The 26593-nt window shown below is 72.3% G+C and carries 27 protein-coding genes and 1 tRNA gene; 21 read left to right on the top strand and 7 right to left on the bottom strand.

Annotation, left to right across the window (positions count from 1 at the left end; genetic code table 11):
* Positions 1-285: 285 nt before the first annotated feature.
* Positions 286-1119 (bottom strand): glycoside hydrolase domain-containing protein, encoded by an 834-nt coding sequence (locus ITX44_RS28420; RefSeq protein ID WP_205360354.1) that lies wholly within the window; start codon positions 1117-1119, stop codon positions 286-288.
* Positions 1120-1813: 694 nt separating this feature from the next.
* Here ITX44_RS28420 and ITX44_RS28415 point away from each other — a divergent pair.
* Positions 1814-2395, top strand: a complete 582-nt coding sequence (locus ITX44_RS28415; RefSeq protein ID WP_205360353.1) for a hypothetical protein — start codon at positions 1814-1816, stop codon at positions 2393-2395.
* On the opposite strand, the gene ITX44_RS28410 is transcribed toward ITX44_RS28415, so the two are convergent.
* The 4 genes from ITX44_RS28410 to ITX44_RS28395 form a co-directional block, all read right to left on the bottom strand.
* Positions 2375-2986 (bottom strand): TetR/AcrR family transcriptional regulator, encoded by a 612-nt coding sequence (locus ITX44_RS28410; protein ID WP_205360352.1) that lies wholly within the window; start codon positions 2984-2986, stop codon positions 2375-2377. The two genes, ITX44_RS28415 and ITX44_RS28410, sit on opposite strands and share 21 nt — an antisense overlap.
* 205 nt (positions 2987-3191) lie before the next feature.
* Positions 3192-3614: a hypothetical protein gene (locus ITX44_RS28405; RefSeq protein WP_205360351.1), complete on the bottom strand. Its 423-nt coding sequence runs from the start codon at positions 3612-3614 to the stop codon at positions 3192-3194.
* A 218-nt stretch (positions 3615-3832) separates the two neighbouring features.
* On the bottom strand, positions 3833-4405 hold the full coding sequence (locus tag ITX44_RS28400; RefSeq protein WP_205360350.1) for a hemerythrin domain-containing protein: 573 nt from the start codon (positions 4403-4405) through the stop codon (positions 3833-3835).
* A 44-nt stretch (positions 4406-4449) separates the two neighbouring features.
* A complete protein-coding gene (locus ITX44_RS28395) occupies positions 4450-4899 on the bottom strand; it encodes an SRPBCC family protein (RefSeq protein WP_205360346.1) in 450 nt (149 codons plus the stop codon).
* A gap of 418 nt (positions 4900-5317) precedes the next feature.
* Between ITX44_RS28395 and ITX44_RS42815 the strand changes: the two genes are divergently transcribed.
* The 13 genes from ITX44_RS42815 to ITX44_RS28330 all read left to right on the top strand — a co-directional run bounded on the left by ITX44_RS42815 (position 5318) and on the right by ITX44_RS28330 (position 15980).
* Positions 5318-5836, top strand: a complete 519-nt coding sequence (locus ITX44_RS42815; protein WP_205360345.1) for a hypothetical protein — start codon at positions 5318-5320, stop codon at positions 5834-5836.
* Complete coding sequence (locus ITX44_RS42810) at positions 5833-6189, top strand: MrpF/PhaF family protein (RefSeq protein WP_205360344.1); 357 nt, start codon at positions 5833-5835, stop codon at positions 6187-6189. The genes ITX44_RS42815 and ITX44_RS42810 overlap by 4 nt, the downstream gene beginning before the upstream one ends.
* Positions 6186-6482, top strand: a complete 297-nt coding sequence (locus ITX44_RS28380) for a cation:proton antiporter (RefSeq protein ID WP_205360343.1) — start codon at positions 6186-6188, stop codon at positions 6480-6482. Before ITX44_RS42810 ends, ITX44_RS28380 begins: the two co-directional genes overlap by 4 nt.
* Positions 6479-6775: a Na(+)/H(+) antiporter subunit B gene (locus ITX44_RS28375; RefSeq protein WP_205360342.1), complete on the top strand. Its 297-nt coding sequence runs from the start codon at positions 6479-6481 to the stop codon at positions 6773-6775. The genes ITX44_RS28380 and ITX44_RS28375 overlap by 4 nt, the downstream gene beginning before the upstream one ends.
* Entirely contained in the window at positions 6772-7521 is a 750-nt protein-coding gene (locus tag ITX44_RS28370) for an MnhB domain-containing protein (protein ID WP_205360341.1), read from the top strand. Before ITX44_RS28375 ends, ITX44_RS28370 begins: the two co-directional genes overlap by 4 nt.
* The gene (locus ITX44_RS28365) at positions 7521-7868 is read left to right on the top strand and encodes a sodium:proton antiporter (RefSeq protein WP_205360340.1); all 348 of its coding nucleotides are present in this window, start codon (positions 7521-7523) and stop codon (positions 7866-7868) included. Before ITX44_RS28370 ends, ITX44_RS28365 begins: the two co-directional genes overlap by 1 nt.
* A gap of 4 nt (positions 7869-7872) precedes the next feature.
* Positions 7873-9693, top strand: a complete 1821-nt coding sequence (locus ITX44_RS28360) for a complex I subunit 5 family protein (protein ID WP_205360338.1) — start codon at positions 7873-7875, stop codon at positions 9691-9693.
* 109 nt (positions 9694-9802) lie between these two features.
* Entirely contained in the window at positions 9803-10648 is an 846-nt protein-coding gene (locus ITX44_RS28355; RefSeq protein WP_205360336.1) for an STAS domain-containing protein, read from the top strand.
* Positions 10645-11022: an STAS domain-containing protein gene (locus ITX44_RS28350; protein ID WP_205360334.1), complete on the top strand. Its 378-nt coding sequence runs from the start codon at positions 10645-10647 to the stop codon at positions 11020-11022. Before ITX44_RS28355 ends, ITX44_RS28350 begins: the two co-directional genes overlap by 4 nt.
* Positions 11019-11447: an anti-sigma regulatory factor gene (locus tag ITX44_RS28345; protein WP_205360330.1), complete on the top strand. Its 429-nt coding sequence runs from the start codon at positions 11019-11021 to the stop codon at positions 11445-11447. The genes ITX44_RS28350 and ITX44_RS28345 overlap by 4 nt, the downstream gene beginning before the upstream one ends.
* On the top strand, positions 11444-12499 hold the full coding sequence (locus ITX44_RS28340) for an ATP-binding SpoIIE family protein phosphatase (protein ID WP_205360328.1): 1056 nt from the start codon (positions 11444-11446) through the stop codon (positions 12497-12499). The genes ITX44_RS28345 and ITX44_RS28340 overlap by 4 nt, the downstream gene beginning before the upstream one ends.
* Positions 12496-14382, top strand: a complete 1887-nt coding sequence (locus ITX44_RS28335; protein WP_307795526.1) for an ATP-binding response regulator — start codon at positions 12496-12498, stop codon at positions 14380-14382. Before ITX44_RS28340 ends, ITX44_RS28335 begins: the two co-directional genes overlap by 4 nt.
* The gene (locus ITX44_RS28330) at positions 14379-15980 is read left to right on the top strand and encodes a fused response regulator/phosphatase (protein WP_205360326.1); all 1602 of its coding nucleotides are present in this window, start codon (positions 14379-14381) and stop codon (positions 15978-15980) included. The genes ITX44_RS28335 and ITX44_RS28330 overlap by 4 nt, the downstream gene beginning before the upstream one ends.
* 340 nt (positions 15981-16320) lie before the next feature.
* Here ITX44_RS28330 and ITX44_RS28325 read toward each other — a convergent pair.
* Positions 16321-16393 (bottom strand) — tRNA-Arg (locus ITX44_RS28325).
* Between the two features lie 337 nt (positions 16394-16730).
* Here ITX44_RS28325 and ITX44_RS28320 point away from each other — a divergent pair.
* The 7 genes from ITX44_RS28320 to ITX44_RS28290 all read left to right on the top strand — a co-directional run bounded on the left by ITX44_RS28320 (position 16731) and on the right by ITX44_RS28290 (position 25503).
* Positions 16731-18410 (top strand): dynamin family protein, encoded by a 1680-nt coding sequence (locus ITX44_RS28320; protein WP_205360324.1) that lies wholly within the window; start codon positions 16731-16733, stop codon positions 18408-18410.
* 4 nt (positions 18411-18414) lie between these two features.
* Complete coding sequence (locus ITX44_RS28315) at positions 18415-20250, top strand: GTPase (RefSeq protein WP_307795525.1); 1836 nt, start codon at positions 18415-18417, stop codon at positions 20248-20250.
* A 126-nt stretch (positions 20251-20376) separates the two neighbouring features.
* A complete protein-coding gene (ssb, locus tag ITX44_RS28310; protein ID WP_205360322.1) occupies positions 20377-20799 on the top strand; it encodes a single-stranded DNA-binding protein in 423 nt (140 codons plus the stop codon).
* Positions 20800-21045: 246 nt separating this feature from the next.
* A complete protein-coding gene (locus ITX44_RS28305; RefSeq protein WP_205360320.1) occupies positions 21046-22473 on the top strand; it encodes an LAETG motif-containing sortase-dependent surface protein in 1428 nt (475 codons plus the stop codon).
* A gap of 251 nt (positions 22474-22724) precedes the next feature.
* Entirely contained in the window at positions 22725-24389 is a 1665-nt protein-coding gene (gene ettA / locus ITX44_RS28300) for an energy-dependent translational throttle protein EttA (RefSeq protein ID WP_205360317.1), read from the top strand.
* A complete protein-coding gene (locus tag ITX44_RS28295) occupies positions 24389-24808 on the top strand; it encodes an acyl-CoA thioesterase (protein ID WP_205360315.1) in 420 nt (139 codons plus the stop codon). Before ettA ends, ITX44_RS28295 begins: the two co-directional genes overlap by 1 nt.
* Positions 24805-25503: a DUF8185 domain-containing protein gene (locus ITX44_RS28290; protein ID WP_205360313.1), complete on the top strand. Its 699-nt coding sequence runs from the start codon at positions 24805-24807 to the stop codon at positions 25501-25503. The genes ITX44_RS28295 and ITX44_RS28290 overlap by 4 nt, the downstream gene beginning before the upstream one ends.
* Before the next feature lie 96 nt (positions 25504-25599).
* Here ITX44_RS28290 and ITX44_RS28285 read toward each other — a convergent pair whose 3' ends face one another.
* On the bottom strand, positions 25600-26568 hold the full coding sequence (locus ITX44_RS28285; protein WP_205360311.1) for an ABC transporter ATP-binding protein: 969 nt from the start codon (positions 26566-26568) through the stop codon (positions 25600-25602).
* Positions 26569-26593 lie beyond the last annotated feature (25 nt).

Genomic DNA, 26593 nt, shown 5'->3' with positions numbered 1-26593 from the left:
CCGGCGGCGTGGGCACTCGTTCGAAGGGCGGACGCACGGAACACACCCGTGACCGCCGATCGGCCGCTACACTCCCACCGCCCGACGTTTCCCCAGGTCAAGCCTCAAAGTCCTGCTGGAGTACTAGCGCCGGAGTCCTGAACTCAGCCGGAGTCCTGTTCAGCCCGAGTCCTGTTCAGCCCGAGCCCTGAGTTCAGCCGGGGTCTTGAGCTCAAAGGAACGGGCGGGTGGCCGCCATGTCGCCATGGCCGCCACCCGCCCGTTCCGCGGCGGAAGACCGTACGGTCAGCCGGTGATGGCGACCGGGCCGTCCCAGGCGTCGCGGTCAACGGTCAGGGTGACGCCGTTGTGCGCCTCCTTGCTGTTGACCAGGTACTGGTGGCCCCTGCGGTGGCCGGTCCACAGCGTGGAGGCGTACGGCCAGTCGGTGGTGGTGCTGGGGACCTTGTCGTAGAGCGCGTACCAGAGGGCGTCGGGCAGGTTCGTCCGGTCCTTGGCGGTGGCGACGGCCGCGGCGCTGGTGCTGCGGAAGCCGTAGAAACCGGCCCAGTAGCCCTTGCCGGCAACGGCCTTGTCCCAGGCGCGGATGTAGGTCAGGACCGAGGTCACGCAGGAGCTGTTGGAGGTGTCGTACGCCTCCATGTCCAGGTAGACCGTGCTGCCGGCCTTCATGTCGAGCGCCGACGCCTTCGCCGCCGCGTCCGCGCCGTCGGTGGCGCCCAGCGAGGCGGCGTTGGTCGCCGAGAGGCGCTCGGGGTTGCTGCCGGTCTGGCACGGCGGCTGCGCGCCCACGTAGATCGGGATCAGCTTCCAGCCGTTCGCGCTCACCGACTTGACCCACGACGCGGTGAGCTGCGGCTGCGCGCACCCGCGGTTCTTGCCGCCCACGTACACGGCGGCGGCGCCGTAGAAGCGGGACGCCTTCCAAGCCTTCATCGTCGACAGCGACGGGGCCGTGCAGGTGTCGAAGGCGCGGCCCGCGTACAGCGCCGGGGCGGGCCGGGACGTCGTCGACGTGGTTGTGGCCTGGGCCGTCAGCGCGCCGCCGACCAGCACGGCCGCGCCCGCCACGGCCCAGGCGGTGTACCGGCGCCATTTCGGCATCCGATGAGTGGACACTTCCCCCCACATTTGGACTCGGGTTGCAGTGAACGGCGCGGCCATGACAGGCGGCGCGCCGGAACCCGCACCCTACTCGATCACGCGGGTCGGCCGGGAACGGGCTCGGTGGCGGTGGCGGTGACGGCGGCCCGGACGATCCGCACATCTCGGTGTGTCCGTGGTGTGCCCGCCGTGACACATGTGAGCATGCCGCCGATGCGGTCGAGGCCCTGGTTACCAGGGGTACGTGTACGGGCCGCCGTACGGGCCGCGCGGCGGCGGGTTCGCTGTCCGTAGCCGCCCGGGGAAGCGGCGGACGTGCGGCCCGTCATTGGCGACCGGCCGATCGGAAAAGACCCGGCAAAGGGGCAAACCGCGGTGGATTGCCGCCCGGACCCGGTCCCGGGAACCCGGTTTCTGCCGGGAAACGCGCGCTCCGGTGCGGTTCTGACGCACACTGTCCGGCAAATGGCCGAGCCGGACACCAACGTCCCGGGCGCGTACCGCCAATGAAGCCAATTCACGACCGATCGGTCCCGGTCGGGAACGGGCTGATCCCCGCCGGTGGGCGGGCGGACTCGCCGTACCCTACCCATCGGTAGCAAATGTTCTCCGCCCACTCCTGCGCGTTCTGACATTGCCGTCACGAGCGGCTATACATACAGAGTCAATCCCTATGGAGTCACCCGCCGATGGCAGGGGAGGCCGGCACATGTCGGAGCAGTCCGCCACGCAAAGCCTGACCGATGTCTACGTCGACCGGATCCGTGCCGATCTGGCGCGGGTGGACGCGGAAATCGCCGAGACACACGCCCGGCTCGACCGCCTCGCCAAGGACCGCGGCTGGCTGGCCGATCTGCTGGACCGGCTGCCGGACACGCGGCGGGGCGCCGGGCCGGCGGCGTCGCAGGCCGACCTGGCCGCGATCCGCACCGGGGAACTGCCCGCTGCCACCGTCCCGGAGGCCGACGGGTCCGGGGCCGCTGCCCGTACGCCGAAGGCCGCTGCGCCCGCGCCCGCCGAGGCGCCCCGGCGGGCGGCCGTACCGGGGCGGCGGCGCCGGAGCGGCGGCGGGCCCACGCTGGTCGAACTCGTGGTGCGCTACCTCGAAGGCCGATCCGAACCGACCTCCGTGCTCGACGTGACGGAAATGCTCAACAACTACGACGAGGACCGGACCGTCAGCACCGTGGTGGTCCGTAACACCCTGGAGTCCCTGGTGGCCAAGGGAGTTGCCGAGCGGTCCAAGGAGGGCCGGTCGGTGCACTACGCGCTACGGCCGGCCGCGGCCTGAGTCCAGCGCGAGCCCTGCCACCGCGCGCCGGGCCGTCCTGGTGAGGGCGTCGCGCGGGGAGCCGTCGCGGGCCATGACCGCCAGGCCGTGCCGTACGGTCACCACGTACGCGGCGAGTTCGGCCGGATCGTGGTCGGACGGCAGGTCACCGGCCGCCTTCGCCCGCATGAACCGGCGGCGCAGGTCCGTCTCCGCGGCATGGCGCAGCCCGGCCATGTGGTCGGCCACGTCCTGGTTCTCCGGGCCGCAGACGAATCCGCCCTGGAGCACGAAACACCCCATCGGGCGACGCTCGTCCGTGAGTTGCTCCACGCTGCGCAGCAAGTACTGCTCCACGACCTGCCGTGCGGTGGGCTCCACCAGCGCTTGCAGGGTGTGGGCCGCGTCGAACGCGTAATAGCGGTCGACCGCCTGGTAGAAGAGTTCCTTCTTGCTGTGGAAAGCGGCGTACAGCGCGGGCCGGTTGATGCCCATGGCCTCGGTCAGGTGGCTGAGCGTGGCGCCTTCGTAGCCTTGCGTCCAGAACACGCGCAGTGCGGCGTCCAGCGCCTCGTCGGCGTCGAAAAGCCGTGGCCTGCCAATTCGGCTCATGGTCCCCTTCCCGCGGCGCCGCCCCCGCCCCCGTGGCCGCGCATAGCATACAGACCGAGCCTTGGTGTCCAGAACATTAGTAATGTTTCGGAGAATTTCGTGGTCACGGCCGGGCGGGCGGTCCCGGCGGCGTCACATGTACTGAGGGGCCCGGAACACCAATCGGTGTTCCGGGCCCCTCGATGTGTCAGGCCGTCGCGATGTGTCAGGCGGCGAGGCCGCTCATGGTGTGCGTGCCGGCCTCGCGCTCCGTGGCCACCGGGCCGCGGACCTCGAGCGAGTGGACGACCCGCTCGGTGCCCAACTCGTGGGCGGTGAGGTCGGCGAGAGCGGTGGCGGCAAGCGCCAGGGCGTCGGCGAAGGCCAGCCAGGTCAGCGTCGGGCCGGAGAAGACCAGCGCGGCGATCAGCGACCAGCCGCCGACCAGGGCGAGGGCGCCGTGGCCGATCCGGGCCGGGAGCCGTCGGGTGAAGGCCAGGCCGGCCAGAGCGGCGACCGTGACGGCGGTGGAGACCCCGAAGGCGATCCATCCGGTGACGTCCGCCGAGAAGCTCATGGCGGAGACGGCGAGGAATCCGCCGGCGACGACGCCGAGTGTGTTGATCGCGTAGCGAGGGCTGAGAGCCATGGGTGATGCACCTCCCGGATACCGCGGGCACGCGGTATCGCATATCAAAGCAAGGAAGTGGGTCGTCACGGGGCGATGTTTCGTCGCCGGGGCGGCTCGCTTGCCTCCGATTCCTCATCGGCGGCACTTATTCAGAACCGACGTGCGGCCCGCCGCATGCCCACCTGTGGCCTCGGAAGTGTGTGACCTCGCTCACGTGGTTTCCGGGTAGTCGATGTTCAGTGGCCGATCGCGTCGCGGGCCTTGTCCATCATCGCGGCGAAGGGGCCGGTCATCCGCAGCGCGGCGGGTGAGCCGGCGGCCGACGGGTGCGGGTGGCTGGGTGCGAGGCGTTCTGCCCTGCGCAGCCGCTCGCCCATGGCGTGCCGCTGGTCCGCGGTGCACTGGGCGACGAGCGCGGGGAACTCCTCCGTCTCCTCGTGCTCGGCGTGGTTGCTCACCGCCTGCTCGAACTCCGCGAGCGCGATCTCGAACCCGGGGCTGGAGACGTCCATGCCCTCCAGCTTCTTCAGGACCTCGCTCGCCTCCTTCTCCTCGGAGTTGCGGGCCTCGGCCTCGTCCGCCCCGGCGGTCTTCTTCGCCACCGGCCGGATGATGAGTTCCTCGGCCGCCTCGTGAACGGCCAGCAGGGCGCGCAGATCGTCGAAGGCGCGCCGCCGCTGGATCCCGGTGCACCGGCCGACCTCGGCGAACAGGTCGCGGATTCGCGCGTGCTGCTCCAGCAGAAGTGCGACGACGTCGCCGTCGGGCAGCTGTGCGGCGGCGGTTCGTTCGTCATGGGCTGACGTCATCAGTGGTCCCTCCTCGGTGGGATCTGTGGGCGGGTGAGGGGTCGTCACACCTGGCCGCGCCAGGAGCCGGTCTCGGCGCCGCGCGACTCGATGTAGCTCTTGAAGCGCCGCAAGTCGCCCTTGGTCTGGTGGCGGACGAAGCCGAGCTTGTCGCCCACGGTGTCGGCGATGCCCTGGGGGTCGTGCTCCATCTGCACCATGACCTTGGTGTGCATCGGGTCGAGCCGATGGAACGTCACGACCCCGGCCTGCCGCGCCTCCCCGGCGACCGTGGTCCACGCGACCCGCTCGTCGGGTATCTGCTCGGTGATCTCGGTGTCGAACTCCCGCTGTACGCCGTTCACCTTCGTCACCCAGTGCAGGAGGGTGGGGGTGCGCTGCTCGATGCGCTCGACCCCGTCCATGAACTCCGGGAACTCCTCGAACTGCGTCCACTGGTTGTACGCCGTGGAGACGGGTACGGCTACCTCGATCGATTCCTCGATGGCCGACATGCGCGGTCTCCCCTTTCCTGGCTGGTTCCTGTCTGGTTTTCCGGTTTTCCTGGCGCTTTCCTGACGTGGTTCTGTCCTGTCCTGTCCCGCGTGCCCCCCTTGCCGCGTCCGACACATGCCCGGCGTACGCCCGAGGCCCCCGGACTGACGGTGCGGATGCCGGGTAGGTGCCCCGGGCCCGCGGTCCACGTGTCCCGTGCGGGTCCGGTGCGGGTCCCGTGCGGCCGTTCGGGTGAGGCGTACGACGCGGGGCCGCCGGGGCCGGGCCGCGCGACGGACCGGGACCGAGAATGCACACGGTGAACGCGGGTGAACGCGATGAACGCGGGCGCATCGCATCCGACGCATCAAAAAGCGACCGGATGCGGGCGAACGCCGACGAATACCAGGTGAAGCACGCGGGGAACGGAGCGCGGCTGTGGGAGGCGAAGCGCACACGGACGCAGCGCGCACGGTACGTGCGGCGGTGATCGAGGTGGGCACATGGTGGGCCGCGCTGTTCGGGCTGACCGTGATGTCCATCAGCTCAGTGGGTCCGGTGGACTTGGCGGTGGCCGGCGCTGCCGGAGGCGGTGCGGCATTCGCTGCCCGGTGGGTCCGGCTGGCGGCCGGCGTGACACTCGGCGGGACCCGCGGGGCGCTGCGCGCCGTACTGCTGCTGCCGTGGTCCGTGGTCCGCGGGTTCGGCCTGCTGGTCGCCTCCCTCCTCGGCTCCGCCGAACGTGCCCCGGCCTTCCGGCAGGTCGCGGTGCGCGGCGGTACGGGAGTCGGCTGGGCGGGCCTGGCCCTGGCGGCCTCGCCCGACACCTGCGTCGTCCAGGCGGACGACGACGGCGAGGTGCGCGTACACGCCCTGGGCTCCGATCCCGGTCCGGTCGAGCGCCTGCTGACTCGGCAAGGCGGCCAATTCCGGCCCGGGGAAGGCGGCCCGCGGTGAACGCCTGGATCGCCGCGGCCCTCGTCCTGCTCGCCGCCGCCGGCCCGGTGTGCCTGTGGGGCGCGGCACACGGGCAGGAGGTACGGCGCCTCGCCTCGGTGTCGCTGCTGTCGACCGTGGTGGGCGCGGTGTTCCTGCTCCTCCCGCAGGGGTACGGCCGGTCCTCCTACCAGGACATGGCTCTTGTGCTGGCCGTCCTTTCACCCGCCGGGACGCTGGTCTTCACCCGCTTCGTGGCGGGCCGGGCCTACGACGCGCAGGACGGTCCCGGCGACGGCTCCGGCACGGGCCCGGCGGGGCCGCGGAACTCGGCGCCCGGTGGGCGGCCGGAAGGCGAGGGGAATCCCGGATGAGTGCTGCTCATGTCTGTGTCCTGGTACTGCTGTGGGCGGGCGTGGCCTGCGTCCTGCTGTCCGCCGTGGCACTGCTCCGCCTGCGCGGGACCTTCCCGCGCCTGCACGCGCTGGCCCCCGCGTCCTGTCTGGGGGTGCCGCTGATCGCCGTGGCCGTCGCCGTCGACCAGGGCGCGGGCCGCGCGGCGGTCAAGACGCTGCTGATCGGGGCCCTGTTCGCGGTCGGCGGCACGGCGAGCACCATCGCCGTCGGCAAGGCGTCGTGGCAGGCCGGCGAGCGGGGGGAGCGGTGAACACGCCGCTGGTGGCCGTCGCGATCGGGTTCGTGACCGTGTGCGCCACGATCGCCGTGCTGACCCGCGAGCCGGTACGGCAGGCCGTCGTGCTCGCCGCCATGGGCCTCGGCCTGTCGGTGCTCTTCGCGGTGCTCCAGGCGCCCGACGTCGCACTGTCCCAACTGGCCGTGGGCACCGCGCTGACGCCGCTGCTGATCCTGCTCACCGTCCGCAAGGTCTCCCGCCGTTCGACCGCCGGCTCCCGCCCCGGAGCCGGCGGGGCGGACCGCGACGACGGGACCGGGCGATGAGCGCGCGGGCCCGGCTGCTGATGTTCGCGGCCGCCGCGATCGTCATCGGGGTGTTCTACGGCGTCGCGTCCGCCGAGACGCCGTCCTTCGGCAGGGCCTCCCACCCGTACGGCGACCGGGCGGTGGCGGCGTCGCTCGCCCACCGCACGGCGAATGTGGTGTCGTCGGTGAACTTCGACATCCGCGCCTTCGACACCCTTGGTGAGGAGTCGATCCTCTTCGGCACCGTGCTCGGCGCCACCCTGCTGCTGCGCCTGGCCCGCGACGAGCGCCGGCGGCCCGCCGCGTCGGAGCGGGTCCTGCCCACCACCCGGCTGTTCGGGGTGATCTGGCTGCCGGTCGCCCTCGTGGTCGGCGTGTACATCGTCGCCCACGGCCAGTTGAGCCCCGGCGGCGGCTTCCAGGGCGGTGTCGTGCTGGCCACCGCCCTGCACCTGGGGTACATCGCCGCCGACTACCGGGTCCTGGAAAAAGTGCGCCCGCTCGCCGTCCTCGACGTGGCGGACTCGCTGGCCGCCGGCGCCTTCACCGCCATGGGCCTGGCCGGGCTCGCCGCGGCCGGCGCCTTCCTGAAGAACGTGCTGCCGCTGGGCACCTTCAACGAGATCACTTCCGGCGGCACGGTGCCGCTGCTCAACGCTGCGGTCGGGGTCGAGGTGGCGTCCGGCGTGATCGTGCTGCTCGCCCATTTCCTGGACCAGGCCGTCGAGATCACCGGAAACGACGAGCCGGAGGAGGCGCGCTGATGGGCCCGTGGCCGTATCTCGCCGCCGGATGGATCCTGCTGGTGGCCCTCTACGGGCTGGTGACCAGCCGTAACCTGATCCACGCGATCGGGTGCCTGGCGGTCGCGCAGTCCTCCACGTACGTACTGCTGCTCTCCGTCGGCTACCGGCGCGGCGGCACCGCCCCGGTCTTCTCCGACCTGCGGCCCGGGTCCCGTCCGGTGGTGGACCCCGTCGTCCAGGCGCTCGCCCTCACCGACGTGGTGGTGGGCGCGACGGTCACCGCGCTGCTGCTCGCCCTGACCATCCAGTTGCGCAAAAGGCACGGGACCGTGGACCCGCAGGCGCTGACCGGTCTGAGGGGCTGACCGCGTGCCGACCGCCACCCTGCTGCCGCTGGCCGTGGCGATCCCGCTGTTCGGCGCGGTGCTGCTGGCGGTCGCCGGGCGGGTGCTGCCCCGTACCGGCTGCGACGTCCTGGCCACCGCGGTCGCCGTCGGGGACGTGGTGTGCCTGGCGCTGCTGTGGCCGCACACCCACGGCGTCGCCACCGCGCCGCTGGGCGGCTGGCCGGCCCAGGTCGGGATCGTCCTGGCGGCCGACCGGCTCGGGGCCGGGCTGGCCCTGCTCGCCGCGTGCCTGGTGCTCGCCGTCGTCGTCTACTCCTGGCGGTACTTCGACGAGCCGTCCGGCGAACGGGCCGGTGTCTTCCCGGCCATGGTGCTCCTCTTCGAGGCCGGAATGGTCGGCTTCGCGCTCACCGGGGACCTGTTCAACGCGTTCGTCTTTTTCGAGCTGATGGGCGCCACCGCCTACGCCCTGACGGGTTATCGCATCGAGGACCCGCGCCCGCTGCAGGGCGCGCTCACCTTCGGCGTCGTCAACTCCTTCGCCGCCTACTGCTCCCTGCTCGGCATCGGCCTGCTCTACGCCCGTACCGGGCAGTTGAACCTCGCCGCCCTTGGCCGCGGGCTCGCCGGCCACCGCACCGACCTCCTCGTCGTCACCGCCTTCGTCCTGGTGATCACGGCCATGCTGGTCAAGGCAGCCGTGGTCCCCTTCCACTTCTGGCTGCCCGACGCGCACGCCGTCGCCCCGACGCCGGTGTGCATGCTGCTGTCCGGGGTGATGGTGGAACTCGGCGTCTACGGCATCGCCCGGATCCACTGGACGGTGTTCTCCGGACCGGGCGGCGTCCCCGACGACGCGTTCCGCCGCACCTTCCTCGCGCTGGGCGTCCTCACCGCCCTGACCGGCGCGGCGATGTGCTGGCAGCAGCGGCACCTCAAGCGCATGCTCGCCTTCTCCACCATCGGCCACGTCGGCCTGTTCGTCGTGGGGATCGCGCTGCTCACCCCGGACGGCACGGCCGGCACCGCGCTGTACGTGGCCGCGCACGGCTGCGCCAAGGCCGCGCTGTTCGGCCTCACCGGCGTCCTGCTGGACCGCTACGGGTCCGTCGACGAGCCCGGCCTGTACGGCAGGGCTCGCGAACTGCGGCTGGTCGGCGTGCTGTTCGTCATCGGCGCCCTCGCGCTGGCCGGACTGCCGCCCTTCGGCACGGGCCTGGGCAAGGGCCTCACCGAGGACGCCGCCGGTCACGGCCACCCGTGGCTGCCCGCCGTCTTCGTCGTCGTGTCCGCGGTGACCGGCGGCACCGTGCTCCGCGCCGCCCTGCGGATCTTCTGGGGCTTCGGCGAGACGCCCCGCCCGCGGCCGGGCGAACCTGAGACCACGGGCGAGGGCGAGGAACCGGAGATCCGCGGGCCCCGGCGCGCTTTGCCGCCGATGATGGTCGCCGTGCCCGCCGCCCTGCTCGCCGGGTGCGTGCTGCTGGGCTGCGTGCCGGCCGTCGCCCGCGCACTGGCCGGCGGCGCCGGTACGTTCACCGACCCCGCCGCCTACCGTGCGGCCGTCCTCGGTCCCGCCGCGGCCGCCACCGCGCACCCGGGCACCCCCGGGCCCGTACCGGACGCGTGGACCGGCGCCGGGGTGCTGCTCGGGCTGCTGTCCGCCGCCCTGGCTGTCGCGCTCGCCGTCCTCGCCACGACCCGGCCCCCGACCTGGCACCGGGCGATCGGCGCCACCGCCCGTGGCCTGCGGCGTCTGCACTCCGGGCACCTCGGCGACTACCTCGCCTGGCTGGCCCTCGGCGTGGCCGCCCTCTGCGCGGTGATCGCCGCGCAGACCTGATTTCCGCCGTGGCCGCGGGCCCCGCCCGGACTTCGGTGCTGCCATCGGCCGGGCAGCAGGTCATGCCGTAGTCTCCCTGTCGAACGACGACGGACGAAAGGGGTGCCGGATGGCGCACGACGAGTCGGACCGGTTGCTGAGCCTGTTGTCGGAAGGACGGGACGAGTTCATCGCACGGTGGGTGAGCACCGTCACCTCGACCCTCGCCGGCCGGATCACCCCGGCCGAGGTGCAGCAGGACCTCACCGACCTGTACGGGGCCCTGATCGTGGCCCTGCGGGACGGCGGCCTGGCCACCCGCAACGAGGCGTACGGCGAGGTCCGCAGCCTGCTCACCGAGCTGTCCCGCAGCCGGGCCCGCCAGGGGTTCAGCCCGACCGAGACGGCCTTCGGCGTCTTCGCGCTCAAGGAGGTGCTGGAGCCCGCCCTTTCCCGCAGCGAGGACATCGCGGCGTACCTCCAGTTCGCCCGCGTGCTGGACGACCTGGGCCTGTACACCGTCGAGACGCACGCCAAGACCCGCGAGGAGATCATCTCCGCCCAGGCCGAGCAACTGCTGGAGCTGTCGACTCCGGTGGTCAAGCTCTGGGACGGCATCGTGGGCGTCCCGCTGGTCGGCACCCTGGACTCGGCCCGCACCCAGGTGGTGATGGAGAAGCTGCTCCAGTCGCTGCTGGACCAGAACGCCACCCACGCCATCGTGGACATCACCGGCGTCCCGTCGGTGGACACCCAGGTCGCCCAGCACCTGCTCAAGACGGTCGTCGCGGCCCGGATGATGGGTGCGGAATGCACCATATCCGGCATACGCCCGCAGATAGCCCAGACCATAGTGGCGCTGGGCATCGAGTTCGGCGACATCACCACCAAAGCGACCCTGGCCGACGCCCTCCGGCACGCGCTGCGCCGTATCGAGCAGCGCGAGGCCGCCGCCGGGATCGGCGGGCTGGCATGACCGACCGGGTGCCGATCCTGAAGATCGGCGACGTGCTGCTGGTCTCCATCCAGATCGACCTGGAGGACCAGATGGTGATGGACCTTCAGGAAGACCTGTCCCAGCGGATCGTCGACACCGGCGCCCACGGCGTCGTGATCGACATCTCCGCGCTGGAGATCGTCGACTCCTTCGTCGGACGGATGCTGGCCACCATCGCCGCCATCTCCCGGGTGCTCGGCGCCGAGACGGTCGTCGTCGGCATGCGGCCTGCGGTGGCGATGACCCTGGTCGAGCTGGGGCTGTCCCTGGGCGGTGTGCGGACCGCGCTCAATCTGGAGCAGGGCATCGGCGAGCTGCGCCGATCCCGGGACGAGGGTCCGGTACGCCGGTGACGTCCGGCGTCGAGCCGGTCGAGGAGTCGACGGCAGAGGAGTCACCCATCGTCGGCAACGGCGATGTGGTCAGAGCGCGGCAGACCGTCCGCACGCTCGCCCAGCAGGCCCGCCTTTCGCTGGTGGACCAGACGAAACTGGTCACCGCCGCCAGCGAGCTGGCCCGTAACACCCTGACCTACGGCGGCGGCGGGACCATGCGGGTGAGCATCGTCACCCGCGGCAGCCGCACCGGCGTGAAGGTGACGTTCCGCGACGACGGTCCCGGCATCCCCGATCTGGACCTGGCGCTGACCGACGGCTGGTCGTCGGGCCGGGGCATGGGCCTCGGGCTGAGCGGAGCCCGGCGGCTGGCCGACGAGTTCGAACTGGTCTCCGCGCCGGGGAAGGGCACCCAGGTCGTGGTCGTCAAGTGGGCGCGATGAACGCGGCGGCGTCGCCCGTCGAAGCGGGCGAGGTGCTGTGGCTGCGGTCCGGCGAGGGGCTGGCCTCGGCCGGCCGGCGGGAGGCCACCGCGCTGGCCCGCCGGATCGGGCTCACCGAGAGCCGGGCCGCCGACCTCGCCCTCGCGGTCACCGAAGCGGCCACCAACCTCCAGCGGCACGCCGTGGACGGCGCCCTGGCCCTGCGCGTCACCGCGTACGGCACCCAGGCCGCCGTCGAACTGCTGGCGCTGGACAGCGGCCCCGGCATCGCCGACCTCGGCGCCGCGCTGCGCGACGGGTCCTCCACCGCAGGCACGCTGGGGGTCGGGCTCGGCGCCATCCGCCGGCTCGCCGACCTGTTCGCCATCCACACCCTGCCCGGCCGCGGCACCGGGCTCTACGCGCGCTTCACCGCCCCCGCGGCCGACCCGCAGCAGCAGTCGCCGCCGCCTTCGGTCGCGCAGGTCAGCGGCCTGACCCGGCCCATCAGCGGCGAGACGAGCTGCGGCGACACCTGGGCGGTACGCGAGGAGCACCCCGCCGACGGCCCGCCGTACGTGCTGGTGATGATGTGCGACGGCCTGGGCCACGGCCCGCTCGCCGCCCGCGCCAGCGACGAGGCACGACTGGCGTTCCGGGAGAGCGGGGCCGGCGAACCGGCGCGGGTCCTGGCCGACATCCACACCCGGCTCAAGGGCACCCGCGGGGCGGCGATCGCGGTGGCGCGGGTGGACCCGGCCGCGCGCCGGGTGGCGCTGTGCGGGGCCGGCAACATCACCTCCGTCGTGCTCGGCGCCGACTCCCGGCAGAACCTGATGTCCACCCCCGGCATCGTCGGGCACAACATCACCCGCCCGCAGACCTTCACCGCCGACCTGCCGCCCGGCAGCGTCCTGGTGCTGCACTCCGACGGCCTCAACAGCCGGTGGCAGCCCGCCCAGTTCCCGGGACTCATCGCGCAGATCCCGGCGCTCGTCGCCGCCCAGCTCCTGTGGCAGGCGGGCACCCGGCGCGACGACGCGGGGGTCGTCGTGGTCAAGGTCCCGTCGTGACCGGTGGCCCGGCGGTCCCGGGGACGCCCCCGACCCCGGCCGTCGGGGACGACGATCCGCTGTGCGTCCTGTCGCTCGTCGTCGCCGGCGAACGCGAGCTGCTGGCCATGCGCCGGGACGTCCAGGTCGCCTGCCGCCGGCTGGGCATGTCCGAGGCCGAGACCGTACGCCTGGCCACCGTGGTCGGCGAGGTGGGCCGGGACCTGCTGGGCGCCCGGGGACTGACCGGCCGGCTGGTCCTGGTCGCCGGCGAACGGCCGCAGATCACGGCCGTGTTCGGCTGGTACGACGAGCACCGGCCGAACTCCGGCGCCTTGCAGGCGGCCCACCGCCTGCTGCACACGTGCCGATGGGAAAAGGATCCGTTTCCGCGCGTGATTCTCGGGCAACAGCTCCCGGAGACAGCCCAGCCCGTCCGGGAGCTGGCCGCCGGGGTACGGGAGGAGTTGGTGGGACTGGGCAGCGTGAGCATGGGCGAGGAGCTGCGGAGCCAGAATCACGACCTGCTCGCCGCACTCCAGCAGGCCCGCGCGCACCAGGAGGAGCTCCAGCGGCTCAATCAGGAGCTGGAGGAGACCAACCAGGGCGTCATGGCCCTGTACGCCGAGCTGTCCAGCGAACTGGAGACCACCAACAGCGGTGTGGTGGCTCTCTACGCCGAACTGGAGGAGAAGACGCGGGAACTCAGCCTGCTCAACGAGGCCAAGACCCGTTTCTGGGCCAACGTCAGCCACGAGCTGCGCTCACCGGTCAACGCCGTCATCGGCCTGACCCGGCTGCTGCTGGCCCCCGACGCCGACCCCCTCACCGACGAACAGCGCCAGCAGATCCAGATGATCGCCGCCTCGGGCAGCACCATGCTCGCCCTCGTGGAGGAGCTGCTCGACGTCGCCAAGGCGGAGTCCGGACGTCTGGAACCGGAGCTGGTACCCACTGACCTGCGGATGCTGCTCCACCAGCTGCGCGGCACTCTGCGCGGAACCACTCGGCCCGGGGTGGCCCTGGTCATCCCCGACGACGACCACCCGCGGCCCCTCGTCACCGACGAGGTGATGCTCACCCGCATCCTGCGCAACGTGCTGTCCAACAGCCTGAAGTTCACCGAGCACGGCGAGGTCGCGCTCAGCGTCGATTACGCCGACCGGGTCGGCCGGCCCTGGTGCACCTTCACCGTCTCCGACACCGGCATCGGCATCCCGGCCGAGGAACAGGCCCGGGTCTTCGAGGAGTTCTACCAGGTCCGCGGCCCGCACCAGAAGGCCCGCTCCGGCACCGGGCTCGGCCTGCCGTACGCCCGCCGGCTGACCGAACTCCTCGGCGGCCGGATGACCCTGGACAGCACACCGGGGGAGGGCACCCGGGTGGCCATCGAGATCCCGGTCGGCTCGCGCCCCGCGGGGCCGTCGCCCGCGGAGGGCGCGGAGGGCAGGGCGGACGGGGAAGGCGGCGCGGGCGGCGACGGCGCCGGGGAGGCGCCTCAGCGCCTGGACCGCTTGGTCATCGTCGACGACGACCCGGTGTTCCTGACCACGGTCAGGCCGGTTCTCGCCCGGCTGGCCCGCGAGGTCACCGAGGTCGGCGACAGCGCGGAGGCGGTGGCCACGATACGGCTCCGGCGGCCCGACGCGGTCCTGCTGGACCTGAGCATGCCGCCGCCCGACGGCTACCAGCTCCTGGCCCGGCTGGCCCAGGACCCGGAACTGAGCCAGTTGCCGGTGATCGTCCTCACCGCCAACGACCGCTCCGACCTGGACCGCTCCCGGCTGGCGCACGCACAGGCCGTCCTGGGCAAGACCCACCTGTCCGCGGCCCGGCTGGCCGATGTCCTCTCGCCGGTGCTCGGCGGCCGGCACGCCTCCGGCCGGGGGCCGGCCGACCGATGACGCCGGACGCCTCCGTCGAGGTCGCCGGCGCACGCGTGCTCGTCGTCGACGACAACCCCACCAACCGCTACGTGCTCGGCACCTATCTACGCCGGGCCGGGCACGAGGTGGTGGAGGCGGAGGACGGCGGCAGCGCCCTCGCGCTGCTGCGCGACAGCGCGGAACTGCCCGAGGCGGCGGTGATCGACGTCCGGCTGCCCGACATGACCGGCTTCGAGGTGTGCGAGCTCATCAAGGCCGACGCCAGGACCGCGGGACTGCCGGTCATCCACGTGTCGGCCTCGGCGATCAGCGTCACCGACCGCACCCAGGGGCTCAACCGCGGCGCCGACGCGTACCTCACCGAGCCGGTCGCCCCCAACGAGCTGCTGGCCACCGTCGCCGCGGCCCTGCGTTACGCACGGGCCCGGCAGCGGGCCGAGACGCTCGCCGCCCGGCTGAGCGACCTCAACCGCGCCACCCTGGACTTCTACAGCGCCGAGGACGCCGCCGACCTGGCCGCCCGGACCGCGGTCGGTGCGGCCCGGATCTTCGGCACCGCGGCGGTCGTGGTCGTCCGCACCCCCGAGGACGGCCTCGTCCAAGCGCTGAGCACCGAGGCCGGGCGTACGGCGGCCGTGGCGGACCCGCCGCAGCCCTTCGCCCGCGAGGTGATGCGGCTCCAGCCGCGCGGCGAGGTCGGCGTACGCATGGAGGTGGTGCCGGCGGGCCGCCTCACCGGTGGCGACCCGCTGACCGGCGGCGCCCGACCCCTGGCCGTCGCGTCGGCGCGGGCCAAGGGCACCGGGTCGGCGGCCGGCGTCGTCCTGCCGCGGGACGCGCTCAGCGGCGACGACCAGGAAGTGCTGACCCAGCTGGCACACGCCTGCGCCCTGTCGCTGGAGGCGCTGCGCTCCTACCGCCAGGAGCACACCCTCGCGCTCACCCTCCAGCGGACCTTCCTGCCCGTCTCGCTGCCCCTCACCCCGCTCGCCGAACTCGCTGTCCGCTACCTCCCGGCCAGTCAGACCGCCGAGATCGGCGGCGACTTCTACGAGGCCCTGCGCGTCCCGGAAGGGCTGCTGCTCGCGGTGGGCGACGTGGCCGGGCACTCGCTCGACGCCGCCGTGGTCATGGGGGAACTGCGGCACGCGCTGCGCGCCTACGCCCTGGAGGGGCACGCCCCGCACCTCATCCTCGCCCACCTGGAGAACCTCCTCCAGCAGGTCGATTCCCCGGTGGGCGCGACCTTGTGTGTGGCCCTGCTGGAGGGGAGCGGGGCCACGCTCCACGTGGCCAACGCCGGCCACCTCCCCCTCGCGGTGCGCGACCCCGGCGGCAGCACCCGCTTCGTCCGTGAGCACGGCCCGATGCTCGGCCTCGGCCTGACCCACCCGCCCGCCGTCCGCGTCCCCGTCGTCCCCGGCACCCAGCTCGTCATGGTCACCGACGGCCTCCTGGAACGCCGCGACGGCGACCTGGACGAGGCGATGACCCGCATGTCCCACGTCCTCACCTCGGCCCCGCAGGACGCGGAGGCCGTCTGCGAACTGCTCCTGACCCACTTCCCGGCCGACGGCAACGACGACATCGCCCTCCTGACCGCCCGCCTCCTCTGAGCCCGGGCCCCCCCGAGCCGCCCGCCGGCCACCGTAGGCGGGCTGACGTCGTTTCGGTGACGTACCGTCAGGCCATCACGCCGCTGCCCGGGCGCCTTCGCCGGTCCCCGCCAATGGGTGATGCCGCGGGCGGGCTGCTGACCGTCCGGCGATTCGCGGGGCGCATGCGGGCCGACCAGCTAAGGGCGGCGGTTTTCGGCCGCCTCGTCCGAACAACGCCGCGCGGGCCCGGGTCGGCCGCCCGGAACTGCGCCGGTCCCTGGTCAGGGCTGGTGATAAGCTCCTGACCTGCGGTTTCTCCGCCCGGGGCAGAGGCCCGGACAACCCGGTCGGGCGGCAGTGCCCCCGGCAGGACTCGAACCTGCGGCCAAGCGCTTAGAAGGCGCCTGCTCTATCCACTGAGCTACGGGGGCCGGACAGTGGCCGCGGCTGTCTCCGCCCCTGGGTTGCTGCCATGACCTCGTACCGGGGTCAAGGATAGGGCGGCACGTGCCCGCTGCCGGGTGCTTCACCTGCGTGACACGATGTGGAGGTTCGGTGAAGCGGTCCGATAATCGCAGGCAGGTGCTGAAGGCGCACGGCTTTTGACACGTCGAAATGCTGCTGTTGTGCACTTGTTATGGCGATGGCTCATTCTGTCCCCTGGTCCCCGTCAGCCCCATTGGAGCATTGGGCGGGCTGAATAGGGTAATTACGCAGAATAAGCTTCAAAAACGCCACAATATCGGGCATTGTGCCATTGTGGTGATCTTGGACGTACGGCCTGAGCTGCTAGACGCGCTGTCCGCGCTACGTGACCGTGTCGATGCCGCACGCTTCCCCTTCCCGCTACCCGGTGCCGTCCGGGCCCGTCGTACCCAGCAGGAGCTTCTCAGCCAGCTCGAGGACTATCTGCTGCCCCGGCTGGCGACCCCGGAGGCTCCGCTGCTCGCCGTCGTCGGAGGATCCACCGGAGCAGGAAAATCGACGCTTGTCAATTCGATCCTGGGCCGCCGCGTGAGTCCCTCCGGTGTTCTTCGGCCCACCACCCGCACCCCCGTTCTCGTCTGTCACCCCGAGGACCACGCCTGGTTTGCCGACCCCCGCATTCTGCCCCGCCTCACGCGTACTTGGGCGGTCCGCCAGCGGTCCCGGGCCGGCGGGGACGGCCACGACCGGCCGGAATCCACCCGGCCCGAAATGCGCCTGGAGACCGACGACTCCCTTCCTCGCGGCCTCGCCCTGCTCGACGCGCCCGACATCGACTCGCTGGTGACCCGCAACCGCGAACTGGCCGCCGAACTCATCTGCGCCGCCGACATCTGGATCATGGTCACCACCGCCACTCGGTACGCCGACGCCCTGCCCTGGCACCTGCTGCGGACGGCCAAGGAGTACGACGTCACCCTCGCCACCGTCCTGGACCGGGTCCCCCACCAGGTCGTCGCCGAGGTCGGCCTGCAGTACGCCGCCCTGCTCGCCGACGCCGGCCTAGGCGACGTACCCCGCTTCACCGTCCCCGAACTTCCCGAGTCCACGGGCGGCGGCGGCCTGCTCCCGCAGACCACCGTCGCCGGCCTGCGCGCCTGGCTGACGCACTGTGCCGAGGACCCCGCCGCCCGCCGCCAGGCCGCCCGCCGCACCGCGGCCGGCACCCTGGCCTCGCTGCGCACCAGGCTGCCCGCGCTCGCCTCCGCCTCCGCCGCCCAGCACGCCGCCGCCCTCCGGCTCGCCCGCACCGTCGAGTACTCCTACGCACAGGCCGCCACCGCAGTGGACACCGCGATCCGCGCCGGCACCCCCCTGGCGGGGGAGGCCCTGGCGTACTGGCACGGCTATCCCGCGGCCGGACCCGGCGCCCTCCTGCACGCCCTCGCCGAAGAACTCGCCGCCCTGCTGCGGGCGCACACCGACGCCGCCGACGAACGCATCGCCGAGGCATGGCGGCACGACCCGGCCGGCGCCGGACTCCTGGCCGATCCCACCGCCCGCCCCGACCGGGACCGGGTCGCGGTGGCGGCACGCATCGACAAGGGTGTACGGGCCTGGCGGCGTGAGCTCACCGCCCTCACCCGCCCCGGGAACCCGGGCCGCCGCCACGGCGCCCGCCCGCCCGCGGCCGCCGGGCACCGGGCCGCCCTGCTGGCCACCGCCCTGCTCGGCGCCCGGCACGGCGCGGCCGCCGGGGAGCAGCTCGCCGAGACCGTCGGCGCCCAGCGGGCCGTCGATCTCGTGGACGCCGCACGAGCCCGCCTCGACCAGGCCGTGGCCGATGTGCTGCGCCGCGAGCGCGACCGCCGGCTGGCCCCGGTCGAGGACTGCGACGTGACCGCGGCCCAGCAGTCCTCGCTGATCGCCGCCCTGTCCGTACTGCACCGGGAACACAGGGACTTCGGCGATCTCGGCCACTTCGGGGACTACCGGGAGTACAGGGACCACAAGGAGAGGTGATCGCGTGACCGCAAGCCCCTCGTCCCCGGCCGGAACGGCCGACGGCACCCGGGGGAGTGCCGCCGAACCGTCGGCCGACCCGCTGTCCGTCCGGGCCGACGCCCTGGGCGAACTGCTCGGCCTGTCCAGGACCCGGATCGGAGCGGACGACCTCGCCGAGGGCGGTGAACTGCTGGCCCGGATGGGCGAGCGCCGCAGACTGTCGTCGTCCCACACCGTGGTGGCCCTGGCCGGAGCCACCGGCAGTGGCAAGTCCACGCTCTTCAACGCCCTGACGGGACGGGCGCTCTCCGAGACGGGGGTGCGGCGGCCCACCACCGCCCGGCCGGTGGCCTGCTCCTGGCAGCCGGAGCCGGCCGCTGCCCTGCTGGACCGGCTCGGCATCGCCCCCCGGGACCGGCACGTCCGGTACGGTGCCCCGGACGTACCGGAGGGGGGCCCGGACTTTGCACTCTCTTCAGTTGGTGACGCCCGGGAGGACGGTGGCGGCCTCGCGGGGGTCGAGGATCAAAGCCTCGACGGGCTTGTGCTGCTGGACCTGCCGGACCACGACTCGGCCGCGGCCGGACACCGCGAGCAGGTGGACCGCCTGCTGCGGCTGGTCGACGTCGTCGTGTGGGTGGTGGACCCGGAGAAGTACGCCGACCACGTCCTGCACGAGCGCTATCTGCGTGCCATGGCGGGACACGCGGATGTCACCGTGCTCGTGCTCAATCAGGCCGACCGGCTGCCCGGCGAAGCGGCCGACCTGGTCCTCGACGATCTGCGACGGCTCCTCGACGAGGACGGCCTCGCGGTCGGCGAGCACGGCGACAGCGGTGCCGTCGTGCTCGCCGCTTCCGCTCTCACCGGGCAGGGCGTGCCGGAGGTGCGGGCCGCGCTGGCCCGGATCGTCGGCCAGCGCGCCGCGGTGGGACGGCGGCTCGTGGCTGATCTGGACCGTGCGGCGAGCGGGCTCCGGCCCCTCTACGTGGGCGAGGGCGGCGCCGGGCTCACCGAACCGGCGCGTGAGGAGTTCATCGACCGGCTCGCGGACGCCGTGGGCGCGTCCGCGATCGGTCAGTCCGCGGAAAGGGACTGGGCCGGTGCCGCATGGGACGTCTGCGGCACGCCGTGGGGTCGACTGATGGGACAACGGACGGTCACGGACAGTTGTTCCCCAATGCGGTCCGTGATCGAGGTTTCACCCGTTCGGCGGACACGGGGTCGGTCCGGCCGGAATGCTCCCGGGCGGCTTCCGGCCCAGGCCGGCGGGCCTTCGGCGTCCCGCGCGGCGGTCGACGAGGCGGTGCGCGGGCTGGTCGCCGACGCCTCCCGCGGGCTGCCCGCGCCGTGGGCCCGGGCGGTGGGCGAGACCGCGCGGCGCGGGGCGGAGGAACTGCCGGCGGCGCTGGACGAAGCGGCATCGCAGGCCCGGCCCGCACCACCCGACCGCCCCGGCTGGTGGGCGGTGGCCCGGGCCGTCCAGTGGGCCCTGGTCGTGCTCGCGCTGGCCGGCGGGATCTGCCTGCTCGTCACGGCCGCGGGGCTGCTCGGCCTGGCCTGGTGGTCCTCACTGGCCATGATCACCGTCGGGGGCCTGGGTGGACCGCTGACCACCTGGACCTGCCGGACGGCGGCACGCGGACCGGCACGGCGACACGGACAGGCCGCCGAACGCCGACTGCGCGATGCCGCGGCCGGCTGCGGCCGGGCCCTGGTCCTGGAACCCGTGGCCGCCGAACTCATGCGGTACAGAGAGGTCAGAGAGCATTACGCGGTCGTCGCCGGGGTCGTTCCCGGGCCGTACCGTTCCGGGTCCACCAAACTCTCCGGCTCCGATTCTCACTCACACGAGTGACGGAGTTATCCACAAGTGGTGGGTTATCCACAGATTCCATCCTGTTTCTTCGGAAGCACTCGAATTCCCGCACGATGGTCCTGTCGCGTTCCGCACGGGAACGCACGGACGAGGAAGGACAGTGCCATGAACGAGACCCTGGTGACCGTGGTGGGAAATGTCGCCACCGAGCCCGAGACCACCGTGACCGCGACCGGTCTGGCGGTCACCCGATTCCGGCTGGCGACCACCACGCGGCGGTACGACACGGAACGCGGGGCGTGGACCGACGGGCCCACGAGTTTCTATACGGTCCGGGCCTGGCGGACCCTCGCGGGCAACGTCAAGGAGTCGGTGGGACTCGGTGAACCACTCGTCGTGCAGGGGCGGCTGAGGGTTCGTGAGGACGAGAAGGACGGTCGGCGCTACGTCAGTGCGGAGATCGAGGCCAACGCGATCGGCCACGATCTGTCGCGCGGCGTCAGCCGGTTCACCCGCGCGTCCTCAACTGCCCTGCTGCGGCCGGAGCTCGGGGCCCTGTCGATGGCCGAAACGGCGGTGGTGTCCTGACGGGACCGGGAGTATCCGCATTCGGCGGCATTTCATGGGACGAGGCCGCCAGGGATTTGTCGACAATCCCGGAAACATGCCCGTGGACACGTAACGGTTGGGATTCGAATCGGGCTCGTGGGGGTCCCGATGGTAGCCCTGTGACGGGTGATTCCTAGGATTTCGACGTTCGTGTGCACGGGGGCTCATAACTGCTGGCGAGGCCACACCCTCATCCGACCGCGTGCCTCGCCCGGAGGGGAAATCATGTTCAAGACCACCAGACGCACCGCTGCCCGCCTCGCGGCGGCCGGTGTCGCCGCCGGTCTCCTCGCGGCGGGGGCCATGACCGCCGCGGGGCCCGCCACCGCCGACGACGGCACACAGCCGTCGTCGAGCGGGGCGACGGCGACGATCGACGGCATCGTGCCGGGCCTGTCCGACCAGGCCGTCGTGACTGAGAACGGATCGACGCACGGTGAGATCGCCGGCCTGTTCCGGATGAACCTGGACAGCGGCGGCAGCATCCTCACCTACTGCATCGACTTCCACAACGGAACCCAGGACCACGCGCAGTACCACGAGGTGCCCTGGTCGGCGACCTCGCTGTATGCGCCGGGCAAGGACCGGGCCGGCGCCGGAAAGATCGACTGGATCCTGCAGCACTCGTTCCCGCAGGTGAGCGACCTCGACGCGCTGGCGAAGGCGGCCCACGCGGGACCGCTGACGAAGAAGACCGCCGCAGCCGGCACGCAGGTGGCCATCTGGCGGTACAGCGACGGCGTGGACGTCAAGGCCAAGGACCCGGCGGCCGAACAACTCGCCGAGTACCTCTACAACACGGCCGTGGCCGTCGCCGAGCCCGCCGCCTCGCTGACCCTCACCCCCGCGGCCGTCTCCGGCAAGTCCGGCGACCGGCTCGGCCCGGTCACCGTCCACACCACGGCCACCACCGCCCGACCCGAACTGGCCGCGAGTGCCCCCTCCGGCGCCAAGCTCGTCGACGCCCAGGGCAAGCCGGTCACCGAGGTGAAGGACGGCGCCGAGCTCTACATCGACATACCGGCCGGTACGCCCGACGGCAGCACCTCGCTGACCGTGACCGCCTCCACCACGGTGCCGATCGGCCGGGCCTTCACCGGCACCAACGACAAGGGCACCCCCAGCCAGACGCAGATCCTCGCCGGGTCGGACAGCACCGACGTGACCGCCTCGGCGACCGCATCGTGGGCCAGGAAGGGCGCGATACCGGCCCTGTCCGCCCAGGTGGACTGCGCGAAGAACGGGGTGGACGTGACGGCGTCCAACCAGGGCGACGAGGGATTCACGTTCCGGCTCGAGGGCAGGACGTACACGATCGCGCCCGGGAAGTCGCAGACGGTCACCGTACCGGTCGCCGAGGACCAGAAGTACCGGATCGACATCACGCTGCCGGACAAGACCGTGAAGACGTTCCAGGGCGTGCTCGACTGCAGGACGGCCACCACGCCGAGCCCGTCGGCGCCCGGCAACCAGCCCAGCCCCGCCACCTCCCCGGCCACCACCAGCGGCACCACCGCCGGCGGCGGGAACCTGGCCGAGACCGGTAGCAGCAGCGCCACCCCGGTGATCGCGGGCATAGCGGCCGCGCTGGTTGTGGTCGGCGGCGGCGCGGTCTTCTTCTTCCGCCGCAAGAAGAGCTCCGGCGCCTCGTAACACTCCGGACGCCCCCGAAAGGGGCCCGGCGGGGAGGGTGACCCAGTCATCCGCCCTGCCGGGTGCAGCCCGGCACAGTGGGGTCGGGCAGCCCGGACGGGTGACGCGGTCGGGTGCAGGTCAGTGGGGGCGGGGCGAGGCGACCATGTAGTCATTCGCCCCGCTGGGTGGACGGCTGGCAAGATGGGGTGTATCTGCCCTCACGGGGTGGAGCCGCACATTGGCCCTTCTCGACTGCCGGACGGTTTCTCTTGGCTGAGTACATCTACACGATGCGCAAGACGCGCAAGGCGCACGGCGACAAGGTCATCCTCGATGATGTGACGCTGAGCTTCCTGCCGGGTGCGAAGATCGGTGTGGTCGGCCCGAACGGCGCCGGTAAGTCCACCGTGCTGAAGATCATGGCGGGGCTGGAGCAGCCGTCGAACGGCGACGCGTTTTTGAGCCCGGGCTACAGCGTGGGGATGCTGCTGCAGGAGCCGCCGCTGGACGACTCCAAGACCGTGCTGGAGAACGTGCAGGACGGCGTCGCGGAGACCAAGGCGAAGCTGGACCGGTTCAACGAGATCGCCGAGCAGATGGCGACGGACTACTCCGACGAGCTGCTGGACGAGATGGGCAAGCTGCAGGAGCAGCTCGACCACGCGGACGCGTGGGACCTGGACGCCCAGCTGGAGCAGGCCATGGACGCGCTGGGCTGCCCGCCCGGGGACTGGCCGGTGACCACCCTGTCCGGTGGCGAGCGGCGCCGGGTCGCCCTGTGCAAGCTGCTGCTGGAGGCCCCCGACCTGCTGCTGCTGGACGAGCCCACCAACCACCTGGACGCCGAGTCCGTGCAGTGGCTGGAGCAGCACCTGGCGAAGTACCAGGGCACGGTGGTCGCCGTCACCCACGACCGGTACTTCCTGGACAACGTGGCGCAGTGGATCCTGGAGCTGGACCGCGGCCGGGCCATTCCGTACGAGGGCAACTACTCCACGTACCTGGAGAACAAGTCGGCGCGGCTGAAGGTCGAGGGCCAGAAGGACGCCAAGCGGCAAAAGCGCCTCAAGGAAGAGCTGGAGTGGGTCCGCTCCAACGCCAAGGGGCGGCAGGCCAAGTCCAAGGCCCGCCTGGCGCGGTACGAGGAGATGGCCGCCGAGGCGGAGAAGATGCGGAAGCTGGACTTCGAGGAGATCCAGATCCCGCCGGGCCCGCGGCTGGGCTCGACCGTGATCGAGGTCGAGCACCTGTCGAAGGCGTTCGGCGAGAAGGTGCTGATCGACGACCTGTCGTTCACGCTGCCGCGCAACGGCATCGTCGGGGTGATCGGCCCCAACGGCGCCGGCAAGACCACGCTGTTCAAGATGCTCCAGGGCCTGGAGCAGCCGGACGCGGGCACCATCAAGGTCGGCGAGACGGTGAAGATCTCGTACGTCGACCAGGGCCGGTCCAACATCGACCCGAAGAAGACGTTGTGGCAGGTCGTCTCGGACGGGCTGGACTACATCAACGTCGGCCAGGTGGAGATGCCGTCGCGGGCGTACGTGTCGGCGTTCGGCTTCAAGGGCCCGGACCAGCAGAAGCCGGCCGGGGTGCTGTCCGGCGGTGAGCGCAACCGGCTCAACCTGGCGCTGACCCTCAAGCAGGGCGGCAACCTGCTGCTGCTCGACGAGCCGACCAACGACCTCGACGTCGAGACGCTGTCGTCGCTGGAGAACGCGCTGCTGGAGTTCCCGGGCGCGGCAGTGGTGGTCTCCCACGACCGGTGGTTCCTGGACCGGGTGGCCACGCACATCCTGGCCTACGAGGGCGAGTCGAAGTGGTTCTGGTTCGAGGGCAACTTCGAGTCGTACGAGAAGAACAAGGTGGACCGGCTCGGCCCGGACGCGGCGCGGCCGCACCGCGCCACCTACCGCAAGCTCACCCGCGGCTGATGGCACGCCACGTCTACGCCTGCCCCCTGCGGTGGGCGGACATGGACGCGTACGGCCACATCAACAATGTGGCGTTCCTCCGTTACCTGGAGGAGGCGCGGATCGACTTCATGTTCCGCCTTGGCTCGCGGGAGGGCAGCGCGACCTTCGACGGCGGTTCGGTGGTGGCCCGGCACGAGATCGACTATCTGCGCCCGCTGGTCCACCGGCACGAGCCGGTGACCATCGACACGTGGGTGACCGACATCACCGCGGCGTCCCTGACCCTCGGGTACGAGGTGAAGGACCCCGGGACGCTGTACGCGCGGGCGTCCACCGTCGTGGTGCCGTACAACCTGTCGCAGCAGCGGCCGCGGCGGATCACCGCGGAGGAGAAGGCCTTCCTGGAGCAGTACCGGGACGAGGCCGTGGCGGCATGACGGTGCTGGCGTTCGAGACGGGCACGGTGGCGGGCCCCGGGGAGGCGGCGGAGGAGCTCGCCGCCTTCCTGGGCCGGCTGCTGAAGTGGGACCGGGCCGCGGCGGTACGGCTGCGCTCGGCTTCCGGTGAACCCGCGCTGGGGGTGTTCGGGCAGCCGCCGTTCGGGGGCGTGCTCGCGATCAAGGCCGTCGCGCTCGGCGGCGACGCGGTCGAGGCCGCGGTGGACGCGACCGTGTCGGCCGGGCAGTTGCTCGACGCGGTGGTCGCGGCCGGTGAGCAGGGCGGCGCGTTCGGGATGCCCGGATCGGTGACCGGGCCGTCCTGGGCCGGCGTGCTGCCGCCGCGCGCCGGCTGGCAGCGGACCGGGGAGCTACCCGGGCCCGGGGTCCGGGCGATCGCGGCGCAGGTCGTGGCGGAGTTCCGGGCCCGCACCGAGGCACTGCCGCAGGAGCGGCGGACCCGCAGCGAACTGGACGCCCTGGCCGAGGAACTGTGGGAGCGGCAGTACGGCGGGGTGAGCCTGCGGGTGGTGCACGCGGCCTACGCGCTCGGCTTCCTGCGGGTGCCGCCGGGCGGCGAGGACACGGTGGCGGTGCTGACCGCGGGGGCGTGGGTGCGCCTTCGTACCGGGTACGGATCGGTGGCGGTACGCACGCGTTCGGCGGCCGCCGGACTGACGGTGTCCCCGGCCTGACGACGCCCCCGGGCTCGGCGACGCCCCCGGCCTGACGGCGTTCCCTGACCGTACGACCCCGGTCGGACGTACCGAAGAAGCACCTGGCCCGCGGGATCAGGGGCGCGGCTGCTCCGGCGGCGTGTCGGGCCAGACCTGGATGTGGTCGGGTTCGAGTTCGAGCAGGACGCGGGCGCGGATGTCCAGGGCCTCGGTGTAGTCGCGGGGGAGTTGCAGGCGGCCGGCCCGGTCGACGGTGGCGTACTCGCGGGCGACCGAGGACTCCTGGCCGTGCTCGTCCACATGGGTGTGGCGGACCACCTCGGATGCGGTCCGGCCGTCGCGGATGGCCACCGTGCGGCGCACCGCGTCGGCGACCGCGTGGTCGTGGGTGACCACGACGACGGTGGTGCCGAGTTCCTCGTTGGCGGTGCGGAAGGCGGCGAAGACCTGTTCGGCGGTGGCGGAGTCGAGTTCGCCGGTGGGCTCGTCGGCCAGGATCACCGAGGGGTTGTTGGCGAGGGCGACCGCGATCGCGGCGCGCTGCTGCTCGCCGCCGGACATCTGGACCGGGCGGCGGTCGTGGCAGTGGCCGACCCCGAGCATGGTGAGCAGTTCACCGGCCCGGGCGGCCCGGGCCCGGCGGGCGCGTCGGCCGCCGCGACCGGCGAGTTGCATGGGCAGGACCACGTTCTGGGCGGCCGTCAGGTACGGGAGCAGGTTCCGGGCCGTCTGCTGCCAGACGAAGCCGACCACCTCCCGGCGGTAGCTCAGCCGGGCCTTGGCGTCCATGGCCAGCAGGTCGTAGCCGTCCACCCGGGCCGCCCCGGCGGTCGGCACGTCGAGCCCGGCGAGGATGTTGAGCAGCGTGGACTTGCCGCTGCCCGACGCGCCCACCAGGGCCATCAGCTCACCCCTGGTGACCAGCAGGTCCAGGCCCTGGAGCGCTTGGACCTCGACCCCGTCGGCGGTGAAGATACGGACCAGCCGGTCGCAGCTGATCAGGGCGTCGTCGCCATAGGCAGGGCGGTCGCGCTCCTCCGCCACCCGCCGCTCCAGTTCCGCCAGGCTGCGCGGGGACGGCACCTGACCGGCCTCCCGGGTAGGCGGT

The sequence above is a fragment of the Actinacidiphila acididurans genome (assembly GCF_016918855.1).
Lineage (GTDB): Bacteria > Actinomycetota > Actinomycetes > Streptomycetales > Streptomycetaceae > Actinacidiphila > Actinacidiphila acididurans.
Note: the sequence above shows the minus strand (reverse complement) of the source record. Positions and strands in the feature narration are given on the sequence as shown.